Origin of the sequence: Flavobacterium sp. (assembly GCF_036515215.1) — a bacterium.
Classification (GTDB): domain Bacteria; phylum Bacteroidota; class Bacteroidia; order Flavobacteriales; family Flavobacteriaceae; genus Flavobacterium.
The window spans coordinates 25,513-35,034 of sequence record NZ_DATBVQ010000195.1 but is presented as its reverse complement, the minus strand read 5'-3'; the positions used below and the strand labels follow the sequence as shown (position 1 = coordinate 35,034).

Genomic DNA, 9,522 nt, shown 5'->3' with positions numbered 1-9,522 from the left:
ATCCATGGGTTTGTTATAGTGTTTTTCTATTGAATAGCACCATTGCGAAAGTTGGATTACCTCTTTGTCCTGAAGGGAAAATTGGTTCTGTTTTTCGATAGGTGTTTCATTGTTTATGGTAGTTTCTTCAGCAGAAGCTTCTTTAGATTGTTCGGCATAAATCATGGTAAATTCTTTTCGGCCGCAATGCCTTTTAAGGATGGGATTGAAGTTGCTGTTTTGCAGAGTGGGCTTGAATACCATCCATTCATCAGGTGTAACTGTTCCTTTCACGATGTTTTCTCCCAGGCCCCAACTGCTGTTGATTATGATCGTGTTTTGAAATCCGGTGTCCGGATCGATGGTGAAGGCAACCCCCGAGGCGGCCTTGTCGCTTCGCACCATTTGCTGAACTCCAACAGAAATGGCAATGTCCAACTTTGCAAAACCCATATCATGGCGGTATTTGATGGCGCGGTCCGTAAACAGGGACGCATAGCATCTATGGATCGCATCCTCCAACTGTTTCTCGCCACTAATATTCAAATAAGATTCCATCTGTCCGGCAAAACTGGCGGTTGGCAAATCTTCGGCTGTGGCACTGCTCCGTACTGCGACCCCCAGGTTCTCAATTCCGCTTTGTTTGCAAAGGGATTGGTAAGCGATACGAATTTCCCTTTTAATTTCTGTCGAAAGTCCAGCCGATAAAATGTATTTCCGGGTTTTTTCACCTATTTCTGTAAGGTTGGAATAATTTTTTGAATCAAGCGAAAGTAACAATTCATCTAAAACGGATTCGATATTATTTTCCTTTCGAAACAGTCGATACAGATCTGCGGTTAAGGCAAAACCATTTGGGACTCTTATACCCAAAGGGCTCAACTGATTGTACATTTCGCCCAATGAGGCATTTTTTCCGCCCACTTTTTCGATATCATTTATATTAATTTCATCGAAAAACAGAATGTGTCTTGCATTTTTCATGACTTATTTAATTTATTATTAGCTAGAACAAATGATGAATTTTAATCAAGTGATTCAAAAGGGCTGACAATATCTTTTTAATGTCCCGACATGCAGACAATAGAAGCTTTTATAAGAATAGATGTTTGAAAAAGAGGGTAGTAGGAGTTCCTGCTTGACGAAACAGTTACTGTAAATTTAGTCAATTTATTGTTTTTTTGGAAGTAAAAAGATCTATTTATTTTAGCGCTTTAAAGATGTAGGTAATTGGTTAATAGTGTGTTATTTTAGTTTGTGATCTGTGTTTTTTAATTTCGAAGAGAGGAAAGCACATTTTTGAACCAGTAATTTATTTACATTTCGATGATAATAATATCCATGCTCGCGCCTAGGTCATTTAGGTCTTTTGTTATGCTTTTCACAAACCCGCTTGGTCCGCATACATAAAAGTGCTGTCCAAAGTCGGATATGTGGTCAATGAGGTATGCCCGATCGATTCTCCTTCCCCTAAACCCCAATACATTTTCACGGGTGAACAGTTTGATGAAATTGTCTTTAAGCATCTCCTGTAATTCGCCCTCCATGATGACGTCTTCGGATGTTTTGTTGCTGTAAATAAGGCTGTTGCCTTCAATTTGGTTTTTATTGTACAAGTCTCTAAAAATTGAGATAAATGGAGTAATTCCCGCGCCACCGGCAATAAAAACACCCGGACCTTTATATTGAATCGCTCCAAAAACGTCATGCAGAATCAGCTCGGCACCCGCGTTTGTCCGGCCCAACATATTGGTAACGCCTTCGTGATCCCGGTAAATCTTGATCATAAATTCGAGATAATCCTTTTCTCTCAGGCAGGTAAAGGTGAATGGACGTAACTGATTCTTCCATAATGGCAGGTTTATGGAGACTTCCGTGGCCTGACCCGGTATAAAATCAAAGCCGGCGGGTTTTTCGACCGTAAAGCATTTTACATCGTGGGTGATATAAATCGCTTTTATCACTTTAACAATATGACTTTCCATGGGGATTAGTTTTAGATGTTTGTAAGCTAATCTGTAGTTTTATGACTTCGTTTAGGCTCAAGGTTAAATTGGATTAAAATGGATAATAAATTTAACGAAATAAAACCGGAAAGCAACTATGTTAGTTCTTAAATTATTGATTTTAAACACTTTGTAGTCGAATGGTTTTTTGTAATTAACGAAGTAAGTTTGGCGATGTCTTCCCGCAATTTATAGCAAAATTGATATGGAAGTTTCTTATCTATCCAGCGCAATCCATAATAATTTCGTTCCGCTACGATATTAAAAATGAAAAGACTCTTATAATTCAAAAATAATTTTATTTTTGTAGCTAAACCTTGATTTGAAAGCAATTCATCATACCTTAGAAGGAGCATAAATCGATCATTTTTCAGTATTTATATTGAATTTAAATGATTTAATTTCAGCTTTTAAAGAGCCAAAGCCCAATAAATGAAAATACCTCCATTACCAGCAAATGAATTAGATCGTCTAAAAGCACTTGAAAGTTATTCAATAATGGATTCCTTGCCGGAAAAAGAATTTGATGCGCTTACACAGTTGGCCTCCTATATCTGTGGCACTCCGATAGCTTTGGTGAGTTTATTGGATGAAGACAGGCAGTGGTTTAAATCATCGGTTGGTCTAGACGTCAGCGAAACGCCTAGGGATATTTCTTTTTGCCAGTATGCCATTATGGGAGATGAGGTATATGAAGTTGATAACGCATTGGAAAATGAATTATTTGCAAATAATCCTTTAGTGACCGGCGATCCCAATATACGATACTATGCGGGAGCACCACTTAGGGATTCAAATGGCATTAATTTAGGTTCGCTCTGCGTGATAGATACAAAACCCAATAAGCTGTCGGAAGAACAAAAAAAAGCGTTAACGATACTTGCGGACCAGGTTATGGTTTTGCTCTGTTTGCGAGAAAAAAATGATGAGTTTCAAGAAATCCAAAAAGAGTTTCAGAATTTCATCGAACTTTCCAAAGACATGGTTTGTATAGCCAATGTGGACTGCAAATTTATAAAAGTTAACCCTGCCTTTACTAAAGTTCTGGGTTACTCCAAAGAAGATCTGGAAGGGGAACCGTTCACGGATTTTATTCATCCCGAAGATTTAGAAAAAACATATAAAGAGGTTGAAAAACTCTCTCATGGAAATAAAACGATCAGTTTCGAAAATAGATATCGAACAAAAAAAGGGCAATATTTAGTGCTGAGTTGGAATGCGTCGCCAGATCCTGAGACTGGAAATTTGTACTGTATTGCAAGGGACATGACAATAGAAAAGCAGCGTGAGAAAGAAATTCTGGACATTACATCAGATTTGACAGCCATTCTGAACGCTTCCGAATTTTCAATGATAGCGACTGAGCTGGATGGAACTATTAAAGAATTTAATAGGGGTGCCGAACTATTGCTGGGCTATAAGGCAGAAGAAGTCATAGGAAAAGCTTCTCCAGCAATTTTTCATGTTTTGGATGAAGTTATGAAACGTTCTGAAGATTTAACAATTGAACTTGGTGAAAAAGTGGAGCTGGGATTTGCAACATTTGTTGCAAAAGCGTGTAAGTCGGGGGTAGCCGATTCTCATGAATGGACCTATGTCAGAAAGGACGGCAGCAGCTTTCCGGTACAATTATCGGTTACTGCCATAAAGAGTGTTTTAGGAGAAGTAACCGGGTATTTGGGAATTGCCAAGGACATCACCAAAGAAAAGGAAGCCGAGGTAAATTTACTAAACAGCAATAATTTATTAGATGAATCGCAAAGTATTGCAAAAACGGGGAGCTGGAAATTTGATCTGATCACCAAGGATTTAATTTGGTCAAAAGGGAATTATAAGATTTTCGAATTTGAAGAATTGCCTGCAAATAGGCTTTACGCTGCCTATCGGAAATTACTTCGTCCGGAAACCTTGGCGCGCCTGGATAAAGCGATAGAAAAAAGTGTTAGCACGGGACAGAATTTTGAGTTTCTCACCGACATCACATTTTCTGACAATAGGGTAAAGTACATTTTAACCTTAGGTCAGCTTATTAAAAATGAATTTGGAGAAATAGTGGCTGCACAGGGAAGTACTCAGGACATTACTGAGAAAACACTTGCGGAGCAAAATTTAATAAACAGCAATACCTTACTGGACGAATCACAACGAATCGCTAAAATAGGAAGCTGGAAATTTAATACCATCACAAAGGATCTGATGTTGTCTAAGGGTCATTCTACTATCTTCGAACTAGATGGCGTTCCTGCAGACCAATTGTATAATGCCTATCGCGCTAGAATACATGATGATGATTTGGCAAAACTGGATGAATTTGATAAAAATGTCATAAAGACAGGGGAGGATTATAAAACCAATTATAGAATTTTATTTCCTGACAATAGAATAAAATACATACAGGAAATAGGGCAACCTTTTAAAAATGAAAAAGGAGAGATTATTGGACTTCAAGGTTCTATTCTGGATGTTACTCAAAAAACTCTTGCAGAGCAAAAGATTGCCGAAAAAGCAAAAGAAATAAATGATGTAAGATCGGCACTAGACGAGTCAGCGATTGTGACAATTGCAGATCGTAAGGGAATAATTACTTTTGTAAATGATAAGTTTTGTTCGGTATCCCAATATGACAGAGACGAATTAATTGGGCATTATCACTATGTTGGCAATCCCGAATATCAGTTAAACAAATTTGTGAAAAATATCTGGACAACCATTGCGAGTGGGAAAGTTTGGAAGGGCGATATTAAAAACAGAGCAAAAGATGGTTCATATTATTGGGTGGATTCCACAATTGTTCCGTTTTTGGATGATAAAGGGAAACCCTACCAATATATAGCCATAAGCTCTGACATTACAGAACAAAAATTGGCCAAAGAAAATTTAAATAGCGCATTGGTAGACCTTGAAAAAAAGAATAAGGAATTGGATCAGTTTGCTTACATTGTATCACATGACCTCAAGGCGCCGCTCAGGGCCATAAACAACCTGTCAGAATGGATTGTAGAAGATATGCCAGACATGCCGGAAATGGTAAGCGATAATTTTGGCCTTTTGAGGGGACGTGTGCAAAGGATGGAAAATTTGATCAACGGGGTTTTGGATTATTCCCGTATCGGTAGGACAAAAATTGAAAAAGAACCGGTTGATACCAAGCAAATGTTGGATCAGATAGCTGAAACATTACTGCCAAACAAAGATTTTGAAATTTCCATAGCTGAAAATTTTCCTGTCATTACCGCAGCGAATATTTTATTGTATCAAGTTTTTAGTAACCTAATTAGCAATGCAGTAAAGTATAATGACAAACCTTTTGGAAAAGTAGAATGTTTTTATGAGTCCATTACCGGTTTTCACCAATTTACGGTATCAGATAATGGTCCAGGAATTGCTGAGGAATACCATAAAAAAGTATTTAAAGTCTTTCAGACCATTGAAGCTCGAGATAAAAAGGAAAGCACGGGTATAGGATTGTCGATTGTCCAGAAGATAATTGAAGAAAAAGGAGGAAATATCAGAATCGAATCAGAAGAGAATAAAGGGGCAAGTTTTATTTTTACGCTTCCAAAATAAATGGATATGAAGGAGTCAGAAAATAATTGTCGGGAAGAGTTAATTGCTCTTAAAAAGGAATATGAAGAGTTTGTCTATATTGTCTCCCATGATATAAAAACGCCAATGAGAGCCATTATTAACATTGCAACTTGGATTGAAGATGATTTAGGCAGTAATGCAAATCAGGATATTTTAGATAATTTCAGCTTGCTGAAAAACAGAGTGGTACGTCTTGAAAACATGATGAATGCTTTGCTTGAAGTTTCAAGAGTCGATAAGACCAAAATGGAATTGTATGAAGTCAATATTCCTAAATTGGTGAATGACTGTATAAAGATGTTAGACAATAAGTCAAACGTTGAATTTCACATTACCTATCATCTAAAAGATGAAAATTGCATTACCTTGGGGAAAAAACTGGAAAAGGTGTTATTTAGTTTATTGGATAATGCCATTCGATTTCATGATAAAGAAAAGAAGAATGTGATCATTGAGATAACCGAAAATGACGCCGACTATGAAATTTCAATTTCAGATGATGGTCCTGGGATACCGGAAGAAGTGAGGGATAAAATTTTTTCCATATTCTACACCGTAAATTCAAAAGATGTGGTAGATACTACTGGTGCAGGATTAACTATTTCTAACAAAATTATAAAAATGGTTGGAGGGAAATTGCATTATGCTCCAACCGTAAGTAACGGTTCCCTTTTTAAATTTAATTGGCCTAAAACAATAAGTATATAAAAATTAAAAGTTATGACACATAGATTAGTAAATATTTTGTTGGTTGAAGACGATGAGATTGACGTAATGAATGTTAAGAGAGCATTTTCAAAAAACAACATTAAAAACCCACTGTTTGTCGCAGGTAATGGTGTCGAAGCGCTGGAGATGTTAAAGTCTGTAATTATTCCGTTGCCAAGAATCATCATTTTGGATATTAATATGCCAAAGATGAATGGAATCGAATTTCTTAAAGTATTGAGGGAAGATGAAAAACTGAAGAACATATCCGTATTTGTGATGACGACTTCAAATGAAGATAGCGACAAAATAGATGCTTATAATCTAAACGTGGCTGGATATATCCTAAAACCATTGTCCTTTGAAAAATTCATTTCATCTGTGGCAACGCTTAAGAACTTTTGGCAGTTGTGTGAAATGTAATAATTAATAGGAATTAATGTATGATATGCTCAAACATTTTATTGGTAGATAATAATAAAATTGATGTTGTTAGCACCAAAAATGCTTTTTCAACACTTGGTATAGCAACTACTTTACATTTTGCAGAAAGCGAAAATGAAGCATGGTCATTGCTTCAGGGAGATCATAAAATATCTCCAACCCCTAAAAATATTTTGATTGATATCAATGAGAACGGGCTGAGCGGTTTGAATTTATTATATAACATAAGGAGACATCCCGATTTAAAATCAATTTTGGTATTTGTAATCACAAAAGCAAATGATGACGAGAATAAAGTTGCCGCTTTAAATTTAAATATCGCTGGGTACATACGGAAACCTATTGAAAGCGAAAATAACATCGATTTTTTTTCAATACTGAATGACTATTGGAACATCATTGAATATTCAAGTGAAAAAAAATAAAACCCCATGGCCACAGCTTTAAAAATATTGATAATCGATGATGATAAAGTTGATTTGATCACCATAAATAGATCAATTTCCCAATCAGGTATAATAGCCCAGGTTGAAAACGCTTATTCAGCCAAAGAGGCAATTGAAAAATTAAAATCATTTAATTATGACTTAATTTTTCTTGATTATCTAATGCCAGACAGTGACGGGATTTCTTTTTTAAAAAAACTAAGTGATCTAGGAATTGAAACGCCGGTAATTTTTGTCACTTCTCAAGGTGACGAAAAAATCGCCAGTCAGGCTATTTTAGGTGGAGCCTCAGATTATATTCCAAAAACATTATTGACTCCTGACGGCATTTCGCAAAGTATCAGAAATGTGCTTAAAATTCATGAGAGTGTCTTACTGCGGAAAAAAACAGAACGGGCTTTAAATATAAATGCGAATAGGCTTTTTGAAGCCCAGAAACTGGCTAAGATTGGAAGTTGGGAGATAAATTTAAATGATGGCGATGTCTTTTTCTCGGAACAATTCTACAGTATTTTTGAAATCGAAGAAAATTGCATCCCTTCCTTAGCACTACTAAAATCTCGTTTTATTAATTCGGATGATGTCGAACTATTTGAAAGTAATCTCAATTACGTTAAAAAGAATAATTCGGAGACCCAGTTTAGTCACAGTTTATCATCTAAAGACGGAACGGTAAAATACATCAATGAATACATAAAATGTTTGAACGACGAGTACAATCAACCGTTCAAGATTTTGGGAACCATTCAAGACATAAGCGATCAAAAACGCATAGAAAAAGAGTTGATACTTGCCAAAAATTTAGCGGAGCAATCGGTTAGGGTAAAGGAACAGTTTCTTACTAACATGAGTCATGAGATCCGCACTCCTATGAACGGGATAATTGGATTTGCGAGGATACTCGAAGGTACAAATTTAGACAGCGATCAGGAGCAAAGCGTCAAAGCGATAAAAAGAGCCGGGAAAAACCTGATGGTCATTATCAATGACATTCTTGATTTTTCAAAGATAGAGGCAGACAAAATGGTGTTTGAAGAGGTCGAGTTTTCTTTATCCAAAACCATAAAAACAGTAATTGAGTTACTTTCTACAATAGCGGTGGAGAAGAAGGTGAAATTGTTGTTCGAAATTGATCCGGAAATAAATGATTTTTTGGTTGGGGACCCAACACGACTATCGCAAATTTTAATAAATTTAGTGGGGAATGCCCTGAAATTTACAGAAAAGGGGTATGTCGAATTGAGCGTTTCCCAAAAGGAGGAATCCGTTTCCGATACATTAATCAACTTTACGGTTATCGACACCGGCATCGGTATTCCTGAGAATAAGATCGATTCCATATTCGAAAGTTTTAATCAGGCATCAAACGAAACAACAAGAAAATTTGGAGGAACCGGTTTAGGACTAACCATTACACGCAAACTTATTGAATTACTGGGCGGCACGATAACCTTGAAAAGTGAAGTGGCAAAGGGAAGTGAATTTTCATTTTCGATACATTATAAAAAGGCGAAAAAGGTGATTATTGACGCCATTCCGGCAAAAAAGCAATTGTCTTCCGATTTCTTAAAAGACATTAATATTCTTTTGGTCGAAGACAATGAATTGAATCAACTTTTGGCCATAAAAATATTTGAACGATGGGATAAAGAAATTACCGTCGCCGATAATGGAAAAGCTGCTATAGAGAAGATCGAAAACAACGATTACGATGTCATTTTGATGGATATTCAAATGCCGGAAATGGACGGGAATGAGCTTACCAAATACATAAGGAGACATATGGGCTCGAAAGCCAATATACCAATAATTGCGTTGACGGCACATGCCACGTCAACGGAAGAAATACGATGTTTAGAGAACGGCATGAACGATTATATTTCCAAACCATTTCATTTCAGCGTATTGCTTGAAAAATTACACAAGAATTTAATGAACACAGACAAAAATGGAGCTGTTATTGCCCAAGAAAAAAGCATCAGCGAAAACTTAATTAATTTCAGCTATTTAAACGAATTCGCCGACGGAGATTCTGTTTTTATACAGAAAATGGTATCCTTATTTTTTACCAATGCTCCCGTAGCTTTGAAGCTAATTTTGCAGTCTAACGAAACAGATAATATACCGGTTCTAAAAGCGGAACTACATAAGTTAAAATCATCAATTAGTTTATTAGGCATATCAAAAGCGTCAAAATGCATTGAAAATATCGAAAATGAGATCGAAATCAATCCTTTAGGACAAAAAAGAAAAGCTGAAGTGAAATTATTTAACGATATTTGCGAACAGTCTATCAGCGAATTGGAAATGACCCACGGTTTTTCCAAAATACAATAGTGTAAAACCAGAAC

At 36.3% G+C, this 9,522-nt stretch carries 7 protein-coding genes; 5 read left to right on the top strand and 2 right to left on the bottom strand.

Going from position 1 to position 9,522, the window contains the following annotated elements:
• Both VIH09_RS13600 and VIH09_RS13595 read right to left on the bottom strand, forming a co-directional pair.
• Nucleotides 1-963 (bottom strand): PEP/pyruvate-binding domain-containing protein (locus VIH09_RS13600; protein ID WP_331581903.1); only part of this gene is annotated, 963 nt, incomplete at its 3' end.
• A gap of 332 nt (nt 964-1,295) precedes the next feature.
• Nucleotides 1,296-1,964 carry an FAD-binding oxidoreductase gene (locus tag VIH09_RS13595; RefSeq protein WP_331581901.1) on the bottom strand — a complete coding sequence of 223 codons (669 nt, stop codon included), beginning with the start codon at nt 1,962-1,964 and terminating at the stop codon, nt 1,296-1,298.
• 453 nt (nt 1,965-2,417) lie between these two features.
• On the opposite strand from VIH09_RS13595, the gene VIH09_RS13590 reads away from it, so the two are divergent.
• From VIH09_RS13590 to VIH09_RS13570, 5 genes are read left to right on the top strand one after another with little or no spacing between them, the layout of a single operon-like run.
• Entirely contained in the window at nt 2,418-5,552 is a 3,135-nt protein-coding gene (locus VIH09_RS13590) for a PAS domain S-box protein (RefSeq protein WP_331581899.1), read from the top strand.
• A 6-nt stretch (nt 5,553-5,558) separates the two neighbouring features.
• Entirely contained in the window at nt 5,559-6,281 is a 723-nt protein-coding gene (locus VIH09_RS13585; protein WP_331581897.1) for a HAMP domain-containing sensor histidine kinase, read from the top strand.
• 12 nt (nt 6,282-6,293) lie between these two features.
• Nucleotides 6,294-6,704, top strand: a complete 411-nt coding sequence (locus VIH09_RS13580) for a response regulator (protein ID WP_331581895.1) — start codon at nt 6,294-6,296, stop codon at nt 6,702-6,704.
• A 41-nt stretch (nt 6,705-6,745) separates the two neighbouring features.
• Nucleotides 6,746-7,150: a response regulator gene (locus tag VIH09_RS13575; RefSeq protein WP_331581892.1), complete on the top strand. Its 405-nt coding sequence runs from the start codon at nt 6,746-6,748 to the stop codon at nt 7,148-7,150.
• Between the two features lie 6 nt (nt 7,151-7,156).
• Complete coding sequence (locus VIH09_RS13570; RefSeq protein ID WP_331581890.1) at nt 7,157-9,508, top strand: hybrid sensor histidine kinase/response regulator; 2,352 nt, start codon at nt 7,157-7,159, stop codon at nt 9,506-9,508.
• Nucleotides 9,509-9,522: the final 14 nt, after the last annotated feature.

What these genes read in the sequence shown, in the direction of transcription:
- VIH09_RS13580 (WP_331581895.1), top strand. Translation starts at nt 6,294, where the DNA reads ATGACACATAGATTAGTAAATATTTTGTTGGTTGAAGACGATGAGATT.
- VIH09_RS13570 (WP_331581890.1), top strand. Translation starts at nt 7,157, where the DNA reads ATGGCCACAGCTTTAAAAATATTGATAATCGATGATGATAAAGTTGAT.
- VIH09_RS13585 (WP_331581897.1), top strand. Translation starts at nt 5,559, where the DNA reads ATGAAGGAGTCAGAAAATAATTGTCGGGAAGAGTTAATTGCTCTTAAA.
- VIH09_RS13590 (WP_331581899.1), top strand. Translation starts at nt 2,418, where the DNA reads ATGAAAATACCTCCATTACCAGCAAATGAATTAGATCGTCTAAAAGCA.
- VIH09_RS13595 (WP_331581901.1), bottom strand. Translation starts at nt 1,964, where the DNA reads ATGGAAAGTCATATTGTTAAAGTGATAAAAGCGATTTATATCACCCAC.